Below are 16,393 nucleotides of genomic sequence, written 5' to 3'. Positions count from 1 at the left end.
CAGCCTGGCCGTCGCGGAGCGTCAGGCCCAGGCGCGGCCCAGACGGGCGGACCCGACGGCGCCGCGAACCGGACCCGAGAGTATGCGGTCCGACAGCTCGCCGAGACACGAGAGGTTCGCGAACCCGGGGCCCTGCGCCATACCGGCGAGGTTGGGCAGGAACAGTTTCGGCTCGAGGCCGCCGACGGACAGGTCGTAGCGGATCGAGTCCTCGATCCGCCCCACGGACGCCGGTCCGCCGATCGCGAGCTCGAGCCGGTCCGCGGCCCCGGAGTCCAGCAGGTCGAGGAACCACAATGCGTCCCCGCCGCGTGCGTCCACCACCAGGTCGTAGGCTGTCGGCGTCTGCGGATAGCGCCCGCCGGTCAGGGTCAGCTCGAGTCCCGCATCGCCGCGCACTATGCGAGTCACGCGGCCGCGGATGTGGTGGATCCTGCTCTCCGCCAACAGTGATTCCTGCACGCGCGTCGAGAAGACTCCTCGGTCGGTGCGCCGGATGACGTCCCGCCGCTCCTCCTGCGACAGCATCGCCCACCTCGTCGGGTCGCTGTAGAGGGCGTTCTCGAAGTAGCTCTCCCCGCGGGTGAAGATCGTGGGCGCCGGCGAGATCACGGAAACCGCGAAGACATCGTGCCGCACCAGCTCGTCGAGTGCCGACGCCGCGGTCTCGCCGCCTCCGATCACCGCCACCCGCGCGTTCGAAGGCACTCCGCGCGCGGCGGCGAGCTCCCAGAAGCGGGACACCGAGAGCACCGACGGATCGTCGGACATCGCCTGATCGCTGCGGCCGGGCCCGGTCACCAGGACCGCCTCGGCCGAAAGGACCTGCGGCGCGGCCCCGCCCACCGAGACCTGCCAGCCCGAGTCGGCAGCCGTCAGACCTTCGACGACGCCAGGCGTCACCGTCATACCGGACTCGGCGGCGGCCCACGCCAGGTACGAGGCCCACTGATCATGCGGCGGGCTGGGGCAGCCGCGGTCCACCCAGTCAGCGTAAGTCCCCTGGGCCGTGAGGAATCCGGTCCAGCTCAACGCGAGCAGCCGCCTGTCGACCGCGGCATCGGCGCCGCGCGCGATGCGCGTGCGGTACGGGTAGCCGATGTCCTTGTGCGGGCTCGTCCCCAACCGGTGCAGACCGTCGGTCCAGCCACCGACGCTGCGCCAGTTCGCCGCGACGCCGCGTGGTTCTACGACGGTGACGTCCGGCGCGGGCAGACCCTCGGCGCGGAGAGCCGCCGCCTTGGCCGCCACCGCGACCGCCTTGGGACCGGCGCCCACGACCACGAGCGATGTCATCGCGCCGCCTCCACATCCGCCTCGTCCATCGCCGTCACCTCCAGATAGATCTGCGCCACGGCTTCGAGCCGTGCCGCGTCGTCCGATGCACGCAGCCGCTCCGCGATCCCTGCGACCGTGCGCCCCGCGAAGACGTCGGCCACCGTCGCCGAGGGTGCGTCCAGCCACGCGCGAAGCCGGGCCACGAGCGCGGTCGCCTGGATGGAATCGCCACCGGCGCCGAAGAAGTCGTCGGCTCGGCCGACACGGATGGGGCCCGAGTCCGGATCGGCGAGAACCGCCGCGACCAGCGAGGCCAGCGCCCGCTCGAGGTCGGACTGCGGTTCGGCGTACGAGTCGACGGCTGCGCCTTCGGCGAGCATCACCCTGAGCGCCTTGCGGTCGATCTTGCCGTTGCCCGTGAGCGGGAACTCGGCCAGCACCGCGACCCGGGCCGGCACCATGTACGCCGGGAGCCGCGCGGCTGCGGCTTCGAGCACGGTATCGGGCGAAGCGGTGCCGCAGACGGCAGCCGCGATCGCAGGCAGGCGGCCGTCGGTGACGACGGTGGCAAGCGCTCCGGTCACGCCCGGGCAGCCCCGGAGCGCCGCCTCGACCTCACCCAGCTCGACCCGGTAGCCGCGCACCTTCACCTGGTCGTCGGCTCGCCCGAGGAAGTCGAGCGAACCGTCTGGAAGGTAGCGGGCGCGGTCACCCGTGCGGTACCACCGCACATCGCGGCCGCCCGGCGCCGCGGGCGCGGTCACGAACTGCCGAGCCGTGCGCTCAGGCTCGCCCCGGTAGCCGTCGGCGACCGAGCGACCGCCGATCCAGAGCTCGCCGGGCACCCAATCCGGGCGGTCCCTACCTGCGGAATCCGTCACTCGACACAACACATTGTGCAGCGGGGTTCCGTACGGGACCGAGTCCCACGTGGTGGCGAACGTCGCTGCATCGGCCGCCGGCACCTCACGCACTGTGGAGTGGATGGCCGCCTCCGTCGCGCCGCCCAGCCCCGCGAAGCGGGCACCGTCGGCGCGGGCGGCCAGCCGCAGGGGCAGATCGGCTCCCACGCGGTCGCCGCCGAGCAGCACCGTCCTCAGCGAGTCCAGCCGTACGCCGGATCGCTCCGCCTCCACGAGGAGTAGGTCGAGGATGGACGGCACGCAGTTCACGACAGTGACGCCGTGCTCACGCACGAGCCGCAGCCATGCCGCCGGGTCGCCCTTCTCGGCCTCCGTCACCGTGACGACCGCACCGCCCACTGCGAGCGGTGCGAACACGTCGAACACGGACAGGTCGAACTCGAGCGCCGAGATGCCGAACGTCCTGGCACCGGGTCCCATCGCGAAACGGTCGACCAGATCGTCGATCGTATTCGCGGCCGCGTCGTGGCTCACCTCGACGCCCTTGGGTGTACCCGTCGAGCCGGACGTGTACAGGATGTAGGCGAGGGCGCCTGGTTGCACATCGACGGGCCCTACGAGCGCCTCGGATCCCCGGGCGTCGGCGAGTGCGATGCCGACACCGTCGTCCGAGATCTCAACCCGTGCACCGGAACCCGCGATGACCGCCCCGCGCCTGGCCTCCGGCTGGTCGTACCCGACCGGCACGTAGACGCCGCCGGCCGCGAGCACGCCCAGCGCCGCGACGACCTGGTCCGGCCCCTTCGGCAGCCGAATGGCGACCGCATCCGCAGGCTTGACGCCCTCGGCCCGCAGACAGGCCGCAACGGCCAGCGCCTGGCGGGCGAGCTCGCCGTACGTCAGGGTGCCGCCGCTGCCCGTGACCGCAACCGCATCCGGATCCGCCTGCGCGCGAACGAAGAACGCGCCGTGCAACGTGCGGGGTGGGTTGTCGGCCCCGGTGTCGTTCGCCTCCGCCCGCCGGACGAGCTGAGCCGCCGGCACGTCGGCGACGCCCGGTTCGGTCCAGGTGCCCGCGACCAACGCATCGACGCCCGCACGGTAGTGGTCGAACATCGCCTGCGCGACACCGGCTTCGAACGCGTCGGCGCGGATGTCCCAGTTCAGCAGGAGGCCGCCGTCGAACTCGGTGACCTGCGCGTCGAGGAGGACCTGCGGCCCCTGCGACACAATGGACACCGCGCCGCCGAAGGCTTCGGTGACCACAGGCTCGAAGAGCTCCCCCAAGCCCAGTGCGCTGGTATAGACGACCGGCGCCAGTACCTGTTCGCCGCGCGCACGACCCAGCATGCGCAGCACGTCGAGCCCACCGAGGGCCGAGTGGGAGGCATTGCGGTGCAGCCGGTTCTGTAGGTCTCGCGCTCGTTCGGCGAGCGACTCGGCGGACGCCTGCACATCCAGCAGCACAGACGACGTGAAGTCCCCCACCACCCGGTCGATCTCGGGATGCACGGGCTCCCGATGAAACATCGGAAGATTCAGGAGGAACGATTCGGTGGCGCTCCACGCGCCGACCGTCGACGCGAATACCGCGGCCAACGCCATCGCGGCTGTGACACCCTGCGCACGCGCGTGTTCCGCGATAGCCGCCGCGGCCTGCGCATCGACGTGGTGGTGCAGCCGCACCACACGTGTCGCGGTGCCGGTGCGACCGGCGGCGGACAGCGGCAGGTCCGGCGCCCCGGGCAGGTCGTCCAGGCGTTCGCGCCACCAGGCGGCGTCGACCGCACGCTCGGCGGTCCGATCCGGTAGCAGGTCGAGGTACCGGCGGTACGTGACCGCTGGCGCCGAGACCTCCTCCCCCAGGTACAACCGGGCGAGGTCACGCATGAACACCCGGTAGCTCAGGGCGTCCGCGGCGATCATGTCGATGTCGACGTGCAGCCGGCTGCCGTCGGGCAACCGGGTGAGCGCGACGTCGAGGACGCGTCCGGCATGCACGTCGAGCAGCTGGTGGGTCTTACTGTCGCGCAACGTGGCCAGCTCGCGGGCGCGATCGCCGGCCGGCGCGGCGCGTAGATCCGTGACCGCGAGCAGGTCGCGTGCCTCGCCGATGCGCTGTCGCCCCTCGGCGAGCACCTGCGCGCGCAGCATGGGGTGGATCTCGAGCAGGCCGAGCAGCGCGGCCCGCAGACGTTCGGGGTCGATGTCGGGGCCGTCGAACTCGACGTAGAGATGCGCTGCGACGTTGCCGAGATCGTCCGTCTGCCGACCTGTCCAGTACGCGTGCGCCATGGGCGCGAGCGGGAACGAATCGTCCGTGTCGGCAGCCTCGAGCGCGTCCCCGGCCATGGGCTCGGGCTCAGGTGCAGGAGCGGCGGCGCCCTGGTCTGATTCCGCCAGCAGGCGCGCCCACGCGGCCACGGTCGGGGTCTCCGCGAGCTGCGCGAAGTTCACTGTCGCACCACGGCTGCGCCACCCACCCGCGACGGCCATCATGCGGATCGAGTCGAGGCCCAGCTCGATCAGGTCGGCCTCGGGATCGATGGCGCCGGCCTCCGTCGCCAGCAGCGCGGCGACCTCGGCACGGACCTCGTCGAGGTGATCGGACACGTTGATACTCCTTGGGTTCAGCGGGCGGTGGCCGCGTGGCGGAAGCCGCGAGCGGCGACGATCCCGCCCAGCAAAGCGATCACCACGATCCACGCCGCGGAGGCCGCGAGCGGCACGGCGACGGCCCCACCCTCGGTAAGGCCCCGCATGAGATCGATGGCCGGGCTCATCGGCTGCCACCGCACCACCGGCTGCAGCCAACCGGGGTACTGGTCGAGCGGCACGAAGCCGGTGTTGAAGAACATGGCGAGCAGGAACAGGGCGCCGAACACCTGCACTATCTGCTTCTCGGATGTCACCGTCGCCATCGCGATGATGCCGAGCGCGCACGCGGCGGCGAACGCGACCGGCACTACGAACGCACCGATACCCGCGGCGAACCCCTGAGAGAAGCGGAAGCCGAGACACACCGCAAGCCCGAACAGCACCGCGGTACTCACCAACGCACGCGCCAACTCGGCCAGCAGGCGCCCGGCGAGGAAGCCCGCGCGCGGCACGGGAAGAGTCCACTGCCGGGCAAGGAGGCCCGACTCGCGCTCGGTGATCAAGCCGATGCCCGTCGCCAGACTGCCGTACATGACGCCGATGAGGGCGATGAGACCCGCGTTGCGATACACACTCTCGCCGCCGCCCATGGCGTCGACGGTACGGCCGAGCACGGTCTGGAACATCAGCAGCAGGAACGCGGGGAACACGACCGCCTGGATCGCGATACCCGGCTGTCGCGCCCACGACCGCGCCAGAGATCCGGCCAGCACCAGGGTCTGCGTACCGAGCCCGACGGCGGCGCGTCTCGGTCCCGCTGCCGCCGTCCGCTGCGGCGCACCCGCGGCGGTCACCGCGTGGCCTCCTTGCGGCCGGCGACGACGATCACGGCGACGCCCACCGCCAAGAGCCCCGCGATCCACGCTGCGGCAGGCCCCACGCGGGTCGGCTCGCCGTCAGCCCAACCGCGCATGGCGTCGGCAAGCACCGAGATCGGCTGATTCCGCACGAACGGCTGCACCCATCCCGGAAAGCCCTGGGCTGGAACCAGTCCCGTTGAGAGCATCACCAGGAGGAGCTGTGGAATCATGAGGCCCTGGGCGACGTTCTCGGGGTTCGTCGCCGACGAGCCGAGCGCATCGCACAACATCGAGAGCGCCACCGTCACGGCGATCACCGCCGCGAAGAAGGCCGCGATGTGCAGCGGTTTCCCGTGAAACCGGAAGCCGAAGACCGATGCGATACCGACCGCGACCGCCGCGGCGACGCTCACGCGGAACGCGGCCGTCACCATGCGCGCGGCGGCGGGCGCGACGCGCGGGATGGGCAGCGTGAGGAAGCGGTCGCGCGCGGCGCTCCGCGCGTCCGTCCCCGCGACCTGCGCGGCGACGATTGCCGTGAACAGTCCGCACTGCAGCACGATGACGGGCGCAAGGTACTGCGCATACCGGCCGCCGGCAGCATCGAAGGCGCGGTGCAGCGGCGTGTAGAAGCACAGGAAGAACAGGATCGGAGAGCCGATCGCCAGGACCAGATCGCCATCGCGGGCGCTGGCACGGATGCCTCGCAGGCTCAGTGCGCCGACGGCCGCGGGAAGCGGGACGGTGCGGCGGGTGGCCGGCTTCTGCGCAGCGGGAGCCGTCACGCGTCGGCCCGCGTCGTGTCGGTCAGTGAGAGGAACACCTCGTCGAGGCTCGGCTGCCGCAGACCCGCGTCTATGAACTCCACTCCCGCGAGCACGTCGAGCACCCGTCGCAGGGTGTCGGCACCGTCGGCTGCAGGCACCCGCACGACCGGATGGGCCCCGGCGGCCCCGTCCACACTGGCTTGGAGATCGCACGCGGCGAGCGCGGCCACCACCCGTTCGGAGTCCGACGGTGCCGCGAGCGTCACCTCGCACACGGCCGCGCCCGTGCGCGCCTTGAGCTCGCCCGGCGTGCCCTCGGCGAGGACGCGACCCGAGCCCAGCATGACGATGCGGTCGGCCAGCTGGTCCGCCTCCTCGAGGTACTGCGTAGTGAGCAGGACGGTGATGCCCTCGGCTCGCAGGCCGCGGACCGCGGCCCACACCGCCTGGCGGCTCCGCGGGTCCAGCCCCGTGGTGGGCTCGTCGAGGAACAGCACCTGCGGACGTGTGACCAGCGCGCACGCGATGTCGACGCGGCGGCGCATGCCGCCGGACAGGGCACCGACCCGGCGATCCAGGAACTCGCCGAGATCGTACGTGTCCGCGAGATGATCGACCTGCGCGGCGGTGTCACGCCGCCTCAGGCCCGTCAGGCGGCCGAACATCGTCAGGTTCTCGCGCACCGTCAGGGCTTGGTCGAGCGACGCGTACTGCCCGGTGAGAGACACCAGCTCGCGCACACGCTCGGCCTCGTCGACCACATCGTGCCCGCCGATCGTGGCGTGACCGGCATCCGGGCGCACGAGGGTCGAGAGGACGGACACCGTGGTCGTCTTGCCGCTACCGTTGGGCCCGAGCAGCCCGAGCACCGTGCCGCCGGGCACCGACAGCGAGACCCCGTCGAGCGCCCTGACACCGCCGAACGTCTTGACCAGACCATCGACCTCGATCACGAGTCGGCCTCCTTGCGCACGAGATGCGGCGCCACCGAGCTGAGCTTCTCCCGGGTCTCCTCGAATTCGCGATCCGGGTCGGACTGGCCGACGATGCCGGCGCCCGCCTGCAACCACGCCTTCCCGTCGTGTGCGTACGCCGCGCGCAGCACGAGCGCCGCGTCGAGCGTGCCGTCCGAACCGGCGACGACGACGGCGCCCGAGTACAGGCCCCGCGCCACGGGCTCGAGCCGCGTGATGGCGCGCACCGCGGGCTCCTTGGGAATGCCCGACGCTGTGACCGCGGGGAACAGCACGTCCAGCGCGCGCCAGGCTCCGACCCCGTCCAGGAGTTCGCCCCGCACGGTCGACGCGAGGTGCTGGACGCTGCCGCGCTCGCGCACCGCCATGAACTCCGTGACGACGGTGGTACCCGGCTTGGCGACAGCACGCACCTCCTCGCACGAGAGACGCACGGACACAGCGTGTTCCACGATCTCCTTGGGATCGGACTGCAGCTCCTCTCGGAGCGCCCGGGCGTCGGCACCGTCCATGTGCAGCGCGCGCGTACCGGCGAGCGGCTCAGTGGTCACGCTGCGCTGCGCATCCACCTGGCCGACGATCTCGGGGCTGAAACCCGCTGCTTCGAACCCGCTCAGACGGAACAGGAACGAACGCGCCGGCGTGTTCGCCCTCCGGCCTGCCGCATAGGACGCCGGCAGGTCCACAGGAAAGGGCACCGGTACGCGCCGAGACAGGATCACCTTGAGGTAGTCGCCGCGAGTGATCTCGGCGACGGCCTTCGCGACGCGCCCGCGGTAGTCGTCGGGGTCGTCACCGACGTCGAGGGCGATCGTGTCGCGCACCGGCGCCGCCAGGGCGCCGCGGGCATGTGTGAGAAGGATCTCGGGTTCGATCCCGGTGGCCGTGATCGTGCCATCGGGTGCGATCACCGCCTCGAACTCCGGCACGACGAGCTCACCCAGCACGCCGTCGGACCGGTCCTCCCGCCGGAGGTGCGACGTGAACTCGAAGCCCACCCAGCCGTACGCGGTCCACGTGCCCTCGATGGTGCCCAACGCCGTCTGGAGCGCCTGTGCGGGCGTCCCGCCGTACTGCGTACGCGTTCGGTCACCTGCGATATCCATCGTGATCTCTGTGGCGGACAGGATGATTCGTGCACGGACCCCACCCGCGAACACGAAGCCCGACGGCCGCTCGTAGGCCACGTAGTCGTCCGCCAGACCGGACTGCGCCCACGCAGCACAGATGCGTGCGGCATCCAGCGGGCCGACAGCGACCGGCCGCAGCGCGGACGTTTGGTCAAGGGTCACGGACACGAGTTACCTCCGGGGATCAACTGAGGTGAGGCTATGGTAAGCGGCGGCTCCCGGGCAAGTTCCGGGTGGCGCCGGACCATCGTTAGGAGCGTCACATGACGGACCCTGAAAACAATTACCTAGCAGAAGGTTTCGTTGGGTATCGACACGATATGCGCGAACGCTACGCGGATGCGGGCTTGTTCGCGGACCGACCGCTGTGGGAGTCCGTCCAGGCTGCCGGCCTCGCCCGGCCCGATTCACCCGCCGTCACCGATCCCGCCGGGACGCTGACATACGCGGAGCTCTACGCTGCGGCCGCGGAGCGCGGCGCCGGCTTCGCCGAGTGGCTCGCGCCCGGCGAGCGCGTGGTGCTGCAACTGCAGAACACCGTCGAGTTCGCTGTGACCCTGCTGGGTCTACTGCGCGCCGCCGTAGTGCCGGTCATGTCGCTGCCCGCGCACCGCATCGCGGAGATCGCGCACTTGGCCGAGGCGTCCGGCGCTGCCGGATACGTATGCGAGGACACTAGGCCCGGCGTCGACTACCGCGAGCTGGCCGCCGAGCTGCAGTCGCGCGTACGGGGCGTGCGCCACGTCTTCGTCCACGGGGACCCCGGCCCGCACAGCCCGCTCCCTTCGGCCTCCGACCATACGCCCGCCACTGTCGACCCGGACGAGCCGGCGCTGCTGTTGATCTCGGGCGGTACCACCGGCGCTCCCAAGCTGATCCCGCGCACGCACAACGACTACTGGTACAACGCGCAGTGCTCCATCGAGGCGACACTGCTGGCACCGGGCGATGTGTACCTGACGGCACTGCCCGCGGCGCACAACTTCCCCCTGTGCTGTCCAGGCGTCCTCGGCGTCCTGGGCGTGGGCGGGCACGTCGTGTTCACCGAGAACCCTAGTCCGGACAACACTTTCGGACTCATCGAGAAGCACGGCGTCACCGTCACGGCCCTGGTGCCGGCGCTCGCGCAGCTGTGGACCGCCGCGCGGACCTGGGAGCCCGCCGACGTGTCGTCGCTGCGGCTGCTCCAGGTCGGCGGCGCGCTCCTCACGGAATCCGATGCACGGGCGGCTTCGGTCGCGTTTCCAGGTGCGCTGCAACAGGTCTTCGGCATGGCGGAAGGCCTGATCAATGCCACGCGCATCGGCGACGACGACGAGATCCTGGCTCGCACGCAGGGCCGCCCCATCAGTGCATTCGACGAACTACGGGTCGTCGACGAGGACGGTGCTGCCGTCGCCGCCGGCGAGCCCGGCGAGCTACTGACCCGCGGGCCGTACACGATTCGCGGCTACTACCGCGCCGAGGCCATCAACAGGCGCGGCTTCTCGCCCGATGGCTTCTACCGGTCCGGTGACCGGGTCCGCGTGCGCGCCGACGGCTACATCGAGTACGTGTCGCGGCTCAAAGAGACGATCGTGCGGGGAGGCGAGAACATCGCGCCCGACGACATCGAGGAGGAACTGCTGTTCCATCCCGCCGTCCGCGAGGCCGCCGTGATCGGGCTGCCCGACGATGCGCTCGGCGAGCGGACGTGCGCAGTCGTCGTGACCTCGGGCACGGCACCGTCGTTGCCCGAGCTGCGGACCTTTCTCCTAGGCCGCGGGCTCGCACGGTTCAAGCTTCCCGACCGGCTCGAATCGGTCTCCTCGCTCCCGTACACCGCCGTCGGCAAGGTCGACCGGAAGGCGGTGAAGGCGGGACTGCTGGAATGACGGCCGCCGCGCCCGGGTCGGCGGCTATCGCCCGCCCGGGTACAGGGTCTGATTCACGTTGATGGAGCCGACCGGAGCGGTGACGGTCTGGCCCTGGCAGTTGCCGGCGAGTGCAGCCTTGACCTGCGCGGCGACGCGCGGGTCGAGCGGCTCGATGATGTGGTCTATGTCGCCCTTGCTGGTGATCGACGAGATCGGCGCCATGCGGCACTGGCGACCGGTCAGGCGGCCGTCGACCCACTCCTTCGAAGAGCGGATCGAGTAGTACTGCGTCGACCCGACCGCGTTGACGCCCCCGTTCAGGGCCTTCATGAAGGGCGTCGTGGGGCAGACGTCGTGCGCGGTCCCGGACTGCGTGCAGCCGGCCGGGTTGCCGTACTGCGGCGTACCGATGGCAACGTAGGTCTTCACCTTGCTCGCGCCGCCGAGCTCCTTGAGGTAGTAGCGGGCCGACAGACCGCCGACGCTGTGCCCGACGAGCGCGATCCCGTCCTTCGGGTGAGCCTTGCGGATCCCGTCGACGGTCCCCGCGATGACCCGCGCGTCCGCCGGCAGGTTGGTGCCCTCGGTGCTCAGCACCGTCACCCGGTAACCGCTCTGCTCGAGCGAATCCTTGAGCGGTGTGTAGGGCAGCGAGCCGAAGGTCTGGCCGGGCACGATCACGACGTCCTTGACCGGACCGGTGGCGGGTGCTGCCTGGACGGGAGCGATGGCGAGCGAGCCTGCGGCAGCTACACAGGCGACGGCGGACGCCAACTTGGGAAGGGTCTTCATGAGGGGAGCCTAACCACAATGAGGTAGACCTGTGCAACCGTGTCGCACAATACGGGCAAACCGCCTAGCGGACCGGGCTCAGGGCTCGGCCGCCGCGAGCTCACGGGCGATGGTCAGGGCGGTGGTGCGGACGGCCGGCCCGACGCGGCGGATATCGACCTTGCCGATCCACCCCGTCGCGGAGACGGCGCCGACCGCCGGACCGCCGTCGGGAACGATGGCACTGGCGACGCATGCGACTCCGGCCGCCGATTCCTCGTGCTCGTAGGACATGCCACTCGCTGCGATGCGGCGCAGATGCGCCAGCAGGGCGCCCGGTGCGGTGATGGTGCGGGGCCCGACGGGGGCGAGGCCGCGCTCGAGGATGCGCTGCAGAACGTCGGGCGGCGCCGCGGCTAACAGAGCCTTGCCGACCCCGGTCGCGTGTGCGGGCAGCCGCAACCCCACCCCCGATGGAAGCGTGGGCCCTCCTCGGCCACGCAGGATCTCGACGTACACGACCTCGGACCCGTCGAGGACGGCCAGGTGCACGGTCTGTCCCGTGGCCGCCCGCAGATCCGCGAGGAAGGGCAGCGCGACCTCGCGCATCGAGCGCCGCCGGGACGCTCGCTCGCCGAGCTCGAACAGCCGCAGCCCCAAGACGATCTGCGCACCGTGGCGCTCCAGCATGCCTTCGTCGACGAGTTCGGCTACGAGGCGCGACACCGTCGCCTTCGGAATACCTGTGCGGCGGGCGATCTCGTTGACGCCGAGCGCGCGATCCTCGTGGCCGAACGCCCCGAGGATCTCCGAGACGCGACGCACGACGGACGTCGGCTCCGCCCGCACGGTTGCCGAGTCTGGCGCGAAGGTGTTCCGCTCACCGGGACGCATGCGTTGAGTATCACAGGCGGCGCGCGCACGCTTCAAGCGTGACACGAACACCCACGACGCCGAGCGGCATAGACACCGCGGGCCTGGCGGCGGACCTCCTCGCCGCCTACCGCGACCGTAGGCCGATAGCGCCGCTGGTTCTACGCCACCCGGAGATGACGCCCCAGGAGGCGTACGCCGTGCAGCTCGCGCAGGTTCGCGCGTGGACCGACGCAGGCCGGACGGTACGTGGCCACAAGGTCGGCCTGACCTCCGCGGTGATGCAGCGGCAGATGGGTGTCACCCAACCGGATTACGGGCACCTCATGGACGACATGTTCCATATGGAGAACACACCTGTGCCCGCCGACCGGTACATCAGCCCGCGCGTCGAGCCCGAGATCGCTTTCGTGCTCGGGCGTTCGCTCGAGGGCCCATGCGTCACGGTGCCGGACGCGATCTCGGCCATCGACTACGTGCTCCCCTCCCTCGAGATCATCGATTCGCGGATCGAGAACTGGAGGATCACCCTGGCCGACACTATCGCCGACAACGCCTCGTCGGGTGGCGTCGTTCTCGGATCGACACCGGTCTCGCTCGAACAGCTCACCGCGCGGGGCCTGTCACTGCGCACACTGGGATGCAACCTGCATGTGGACGGCGCGATCGTAGGCACAGGCGCGGGTGGCGCGGCACTGGGCTCACCGGTGAACGCTCTCGCGTGGCTGGCGAACACCGTCGGGCCGCTCGGCATCACGCTGGAAGCCGGATCCGTGATCCTGCCGGGTTCGGTCACCGCCGCGGTGCCCGTGCGACGGGGCTCGACAGCCACCGCCACATTCGCCGGAATCGGATCTGTCACCGCGACATTCGCGGGATAGCACTACGAGAGAAGGACCGCTATGGTGACCACCGCCATCGTCGGCCCCGGGAACATCGGGACCGACCTGCTCATCAAGCTACAACGCAGCGCCGAGTTCGACGTGACGTGCATGGTCGGCGTCGACCCGGAGTCCGCCGGTCTGGCCCGCGCCCGCGAGCTGGGCGTCGAAGCCAGCGCAGGCGGGGTCGACTGGTTGCTCGCCCGAGACGACCTGCCGGACTTCGTATTCGAGGCCACGTCGGCGAAGGCTCACACAGCGAACGCACCGCGCTACGCTGAGGCCGGGATCACCGCCATCGACCTCACCCCCGCCGCTGTCGGCCCCTTTCTCTGCCCCGCAGTCGATCTCGGCGCCACCGTGCAGGCACCGAACGTCAACATGATCACGTGCGGCGGGCAGGCGACGATCCCGATCGTGCACGCCGTCTCCCGCGTGACCGAGGTTCCCTACGCCGAGATCGTCGCGTCGATATCGTCGCGCTCGGCGGGGCCCGGTACGCGCGCGAACATCGACGAGTTCACCGTGACCACGAGCGAGGGCATCGAGTCCGTCGGGGGCGCACGGCGGGGCAAGGCCATCATCGTCCTCAACCCTGTGGATCCACCGATGATCATGCGCGACACGGTATTCTGCGCGATATCACCCGACGCGGACCGCGACGAGATCAGCGAGTCGATCCACGATATCGTCACCGAGGTGCAGCGGTACGTTCCGGGCTACACCCTGCGCGCGGACCCGCAGTTCGACGATCCCCTGTCCACCTGGCGCGGGAACGCGCGCGTGGCCGTGTTCCTGGAGGTGCGCGGCAACGGCGACCACCTCCCGGAGTGGGCCGGCAACCTCGACATCATGACCGCCGCCGCCACACGCTCGGCCGAGCTCCTGGCCCGCGCCCGAACCGCCACCATCGCATCGTGAAGGGCCGAACAATCATGAGTGACATCGCAGTCCGCATCACGGACACCACCCTGCGCGACGGCAGTCACGCCGTCGCGCACCAGTTCACCGTCGATCAGGTGCGCGACGTCGTCCGGGGGCTCGACACAGCGGGCGTGCCCGTCATCGAGGTCACGCACGGAGACGGCCTGTCCGGCTCGACGTTCAACTACGGTTTCAGCCGTACCGACGAGATCGAGTTGATCAGCGCCGCAGCAGATGTGGCGAAGCAGGCACGGATAGCCGTGCTGCTGCTACCGGGCCTCGGCACCGTCGCCGATCTCGAGCGCGCCCACGGCGCCGGTGCGTCCGTCGCCCGCGTCGCGACGCACTGCACCGAGGCCGACGTATCGATCCAGCACTTCGGCGCCGCACGGGATCTCGGTATGGACACCGTCGGCTTCCTCATGCTCTCGCACCGCACCACGCCCGAGCACCTGGCGAAACAGGCGCGCATCATGGCCGACGCGGGCTGCAACTGTGTATACGTCGTCGACTCCGCCGGTGCCCTGCTGCCCGATGGCGTGGCCGATCGCGTCGCCGCACTGGTCGCGGAATTGGGTGACGACGCCCAGGTCGGCGTGCACGCGCACCAGAATCTGTCGATGGGCCCTGCGAATTCGATCGCGGGCATGCGGGCGGGGGCCAGACAGATCGACGGGACGCTGTGCGCGCTCGGTGCCGGCGCGGGCAACACCCCGACGGAGATCCTCACCGTCGTCCTCGACCGCCTCGGCGTGCGGACCGGCATCGACTCGGATGCGGTGCTCGCGGTGGCCGAGGAGACCGCCCGGCCGTTCATACCAAGACTTCCTATCGCAGACAGGAATTCGATAATCCAGGGCCGGTACGGCGTGTACAACTCGTTTCTGTTCCACGCCGAGCGCGCAGCGCAGCGGTACGGGGTGCCCGCCCACGAGATACTCACGCGCGTCGGACAGGCCGGGTACGTCGGCGGCCAGGAGGACATGATCATCGACGTGGCCATCGAACTCGCCGCGGAGCGGAAGCCGGTGTCCGTGTGATCGACACAGCCGGGCGGAACATCGGGGTCAGACTGGGGCCGCCGGGCACGGAGCCCCTCGTCACGCGGGTCACGAGGCAGATGCTGCTCGCGGCAGGCACACCCGTAGCGACGGACGGAATCCGCATCGCGCCACACATCGTGCTCGTCGTCGGCGAGCGGCCGGCGGGCCCGGGTGTCACCGCTACGGAGGCGATGGCCGCGGTGCGATCCGTGCACGCCGGACTCGAGCTACTGGATGCATCCGGCGACGCCGCGGCGACGCGGGTCGTCATAGGCGGGGTCGAGCGCCGACCGTACGAAGTGGACCTCTCGCTCGAGGCGTGTGTGCTCTCGGTGAACGGGGTGGTGGTGGACTCGGCGACCGGCGCCGCCGTCCACGGCCACCCCGGACAGGCGCTCGCGTTCGCCGCCGACGCCCTCGGCGGACTCGCGCCGGGCACGATGGTATTCACCGGCGGCATGACCGACGCCGTTCCGGTGTCCCCCGGGGAACAGGTCGCCGCCGAGTTCACGCACCTGGGCAACCTTGTTATCGGCGGGGCCCGAACCCTTCCACAGAGAAACGGAGGACACTCCGATTAGTGCTATGCTGGCGCTACCGGAGGGTCCTCCGGTTACCGCTGTCAATCAGGAGGCGACCATGAATCCACAGGTCACACGGCCCGGCGGCGTCGGGAGGCTCGGTGCCCAGACCGTCTCCCGGATCGGCTACGGCGCCATGCAACTCGCGCGCCTCGCAGAGGATCCCGACGCTGCGCGCGCCGTCGTCCGGCGCGCTGTCGAGCTCGGTGTCGATCACATCGACACAGCGCACTTCTACGGCAGCGGCTTCGTCAACGGGATCCTGGGCACCACACTCACGGCAGACGACGACGTAGTGGTCGTCACCAAGGTCGGCGCCGAGCGGGATCCCGACGGTGGGCCGATACCTCTGCGGCTGGCTCAGCGTCCCGAGCAGCTGCGGGCCTCCGTCGAGGCGAACCTCCGTTCGCTCGGCCGCGAGCAGCTTCCCGTAGTGAACCTGCGCCGCGCCGACGTCGGCCCCGGGCTGCGAGCGGCGGGGGATCAGGTCGTCGATCTGGATGACCAGCTCGCAGAGATGGTCTCGCTCCGAGACGAAGGGCTGATCGGGGCGATCGGGCTCAGCGCGGTGTCCCTCGAGGCCGTGCAGCGCGCGCTCCCCGCGGGCATCGTGTGCGTGCAGAACGCGTACAGCCTGGTCTCCCGCGGCGACGAAGCCCTGCTGCAACTCTGCGGTCAGGAGGGCATCGCGTGGGTGCCCTTCTATCCGCTTGGGGGCGCGTGGCCCGGCCTGCCCAAGGTCGTCGACGAGCCCGCAGTCGTACGGGTGGCACAGCGGCTGGACCGGACACCCGCGCAGATCGGTCAGGCGTGGCTGCTCGCGCACGCGCCACACGCTCTGCTCATCCCGGGCACGGCGGCCGTGGAGCACCTGGAGGCGAACCTCGCAGTGGGCGACGTCGTACTGGACGCCGAAGCGATGACCGAGCTCGGCACCGTGCCCTCGCGGGAGGGGAATATCACCCTCGCTTGAGCACACTGGCGAGATCGGCGC

General features: G+C 70.5%; 14 protein-coding genes. 6 read left to right on the top strand and 8 right to left on the bottom strand.

Annotated features, from left to right (window positions below):
* Positions 1-21 precede the first annotated feature (21 nt).
* Genes P0W64_RS10395 through P0W64_RS10370 form a run of 6 tightly spaced genes read right to left on the bottom strand, consistent with a single transcriptional unit; the run spans position 22 to position 8,632 of the window.
* Positions 22-1,296: a SidA/IucD/PvdA family monooxygenase gene (locus P0W64_RS10395; protein WP_275480020.1), complete on the bottom strand. Its 1,275-nt coding sequence runs from the start codon at positions 1,294-1,296 to the stop codon at positions 22-24.
* Entirely contained in the window at positions 1,293-4,754 is a 3,462-nt protein-coding gene (locus P0W64_RS10390; protein WP_275480019.1) for an amino acid adenylation domain-containing protein, read from the bottom strand. The genes P0W64_RS10395 and P0W64_RS10390 overlap by 4 nt, the downstream gene beginning before the upstream one ends.
* Positions 4,755-4,771: 17 nt before the next feature.
* Positions 4,772-5,593 (bottom strand): ABC transporter permease, encoded by an 822-nt coding sequence (locus P0W64_RS10385; protein WP_275480018.1) that lies wholly within the window; start codon positions 5,591-5,593, stop codon positions 4,772-4,774.
* Positions 5,590-6,384, bottom strand: a complete 795-nt coding sequence (locus P0W64_RS10380; RefSeq protein ID WP_275480017.1) for an ABC transporter permease — start codon at positions 6,382-6,384, stop codon at positions 5,590-5,592. Before P0W64_RS10380 ends, P0W64_RS10385 begins: the two co-directional genes overlap by 4 nt.
* The gene (locus tag P0W64_RS10375; RefSeq protein WP_275480016.1) at positions 6,381-7,319 is read right to left on the bottom strand and encodes an ATP-binding cassette domain-containing protein; all 939 of its coding nucleotides are present in this window, start codon (positions 7,317-7,319) and stop codon (positions 6,381-6,383) included. Before P0W64_RS10375 ends, P0W64_RS10380 begins: the two co-directional genes overlap by 4 nt.
* Complete coding sequence (locus P0W64_RS10370) at positions 7,316-8,632, bottom strand: salicylate synthase (protein ID WP_275480015.1); 1,317 nt, start codon at positions 8,630-8,632, stop codon at positions 7,316-7,318. Before P0W64_RS10370 ends, P0W64_RS10375 begins: the two co-directional genes overlap by 4 nt.
* 158 nt (positions 8,633-8,790) lie before the next feature.
* Here P0W64_RS10370 and P0W64_RS10365 point away from each other — a divergent pair, with 158 nt between their 5' ends.
* Positions 8,791-10,344: an AMP-binding protein gene (locus P0W64_RS10365; protein WP_275480014.1), complete on the top strand. Its 1,554-nt coding sequence runs from the start codon at positions 8,791-8,793 to the stop codon at positions 10,342-10,344.
* 24 nt (positions 10,345-10,368) lie between these two features.
* Here the strand turns inward: P0W64_RS10365 and P0W64_RS10360 are convergent, their stop codons facing one another.
* Entirely contained in the window at positions 10,369-11,118 is a 750-nt protein-coding gene (locus tag P0W64_RS10360) for a lipase (protein ID WP_275480013.1), read from the bottom strand.
* 78 nt (positions 11,119-11,196) lie between these two features.
* Entirely contained in the window at positions 11,197-11,991 is a 795-nt protein-coding gene (locus P0W64_RS10355; RefSeq protein WP_275480012.1) for an IclR family transcriptional regulator, read from the bottom strand.
* 68 nt (positions 11,992-12,059) lie between these two features.
* Here P0W64_RS10355 and P0W64_RS10350 point away from each other — a divergent pair, with 68 nt between their 5' ends.
* The 5 genes from P0W64_RS10350 to P0W64_RS10330 are packed head-to-tail and all read left to right on the top strand — an operon-like array spanning position 12,060 to position 16,372.
* A complete protein-coding gene (locus P0W64_RS10350) occupies positions 12,060-12,851 on the top strand; it encodes a fumarylacetoacetate hydrolase family protein (protein ID WP_275480036.1) in 792 nt (263 codons plus the stop codon).
* A 21-nt stretch (positions 12,852-12,872) separates the two neighbouring features.
* Positions 12,873-13,772 carry an acetaldehyde dehydrogenase (acetylating) gene (locus P0W64_RS10345; RefSeq protein WP_275480011.1) on the top strand — a complete coding sequence of 300 codons (900 nt, stop codon included), beginning with the start codon at positions 12,873-12,875 and terminating at the stop codon, positions 13,770-13,772.
* A gap of 14 nt (positions 13,773-13,786) precedes the next feature.
* Complete coding sequence (dmpG, locus tag P0W64_RS10340; RefSeq protein ID WP_275480010.1) at positions 13,787-14,815, top strand: 4-hydroxy-2-oxovalerate aldolase; 1,029 nt, start codon at positions 13,787-13,789, stop codon at positions 14,813-14,815.
* A complete protein-coding gene (locus tag P0W64_RS10335; RefSeq protein WP_275480009.1) occupies positions 14,812-15,399 on the top strand; it encodes a 4-oxalocrotonate decarboxylase in 588 nt (195 codons plus the stop codon). Before dmpG ends, P0W64_RS10335 begins: the two co-directional genes overlap by 4 nt.
* A 58-nt stretch (positions 15,400-15,457) precedes the next feature.
* Positions 15,458-16,372 (top strand): aldo/keto reductase, encoded by a 915-nt coding sequence (locus P0W64_RS10330; RefSeq protein WP_275480008.1) that lies wholly within the window; start codon positions 15,458-15,460, stop codon positions 16,370-16,372.
* Positions 16,373-16,393 lie beyond the last annotated feature (21 nt).

The organism is Tsukamurella sp. 8F, from assembly GCF_029167375.1.
Classification (GTDB): Bacteria; Actinomycetota; Actinomycetes; order Mycobacteriales; family Mycobacteriaceae; genus Tsukamurella.
The sequence above is the reverse complement of the archived record's forward strand: the minus strand, read 5'-3'. Positions and strand labels throughout refer to the sequence as shown.